General features: G+C 67.4%; 1 protein-coding gene. It reads left to right on the forward strand.

Annotated elements, in window-relative coordinates; translation table 11 throughout:
- Positions 1-1,190, forward strand: a 1,190-nt coding sequence (locus tag DDF62_RS00010; RefSeq protein ID WP_133244859.1) for a dicarboxylate/amino acid:cation symporter, incomplete at both ends; no start/stop codon positions are given.

Raw genomic sequence — 1,190 nt, forward strand, 5'->3', positions numbered from 1 at the left:
GTCGGCTGGGGGTGCAACCAGTTCCTGGACGCCGAAGGGGCCAAGTCGGCCGCTTCGGGTCTGTCTCTGATCACCGACATCTTCCTGCGGCTGATCAAGATGATCATCGCGCCGCTGGTGTTCACCACCCTGGTCGCCGGCATCGCCCACATGGAGGACGCCGCCGCGGTGGGCCGCATCGGCGCCAAGACCCTGGGCTGGTTCATCGGCGCCTCGGCCGTGTCGCTGCTGCTGGGCCTCCTGATGGTCCACCTGCTGCAGCCGGGCCATGGCCTGCACCTCGTCGAAGCCGCCGTCTCGACCAAGCAGGCCGCCACCACCGAGGCCTTCACCCTGAAGGGCTTCATCACCCACCTGGTGCCGACCTCGATCTTCGACGCCATGGCCAAGAACGAGATCCTGCAGATCGTGGTGTTCTCGCTGTTCGTCGGCACCGCCGTGGCGGCGCTGGACGACAAGGCCCCGCAGGTGCTGCACCTGGTCGAACAGTGCGCCCAGATCATGCTGAAGGTCACCGGCTTCGTCATGAAGCTGGCCCCGCTGGCGATCTTCGCGGCCCTGGCCTCGACCATCGCCACGCAAGGCCTGGCCATGCTGGGCACCTACGCCAAGTTCGTGCTGGGCTTCTACGGCGCCATGGCCACCCTGTGGGCCCTGCTGTTCGTCGCCGCCTTCGTGGTGCTGGGCAAGCGCGCCATCCCGCTGTTCGGGGTGATCCGCGAGCCGGCCCTGCTGGCCTTCTCGACCGCCTCGTCCGAAGCCGCCTACCCGCGCATCCTCGACAGCCTGCCCAAGGTGGGCGTGCGCCGCCGCATCGTCTCGTTCGTCCTGCCGCTGGGCTATTCGTTCAATCTCGACGGCTCGATGCTCTACTGCACCTTCGCCACCATGTTCATCATGCAGGCCCACGGCGTGCACCTGACCATCCAGCAGCAGATCTTCATGCTGCTGCTCTTGATGGTCACCTCCAAGGGCATCGCCGGCGTGCCGCGCGCCTCGCTCGTCGTCATCATGGCCACCCTGACCTATTTCGGCCTGCCCGAGGCCTGGATCGCCCTCGTCCTCGGCGTCGACCACCTGCTCGACATGGGCCGCTCGGCCACCAACGTCGTCGGCAACTCCGTCGCCGCCGCCGTCGTCGCCAAGTGGGAGGGCGAGCTGGACGAGGTGGATCCGGAACTGGCCAAGGC

It is taken from the genome of Caulobacter radicis, from assembly GCF_003094615.1.
Lineage (GTDB): Bacteria > Pseudomonadota > Alphaproteobacteria > Caulobacterales > Caulobacteraceae > Caulobacter > Caulobacter radicis.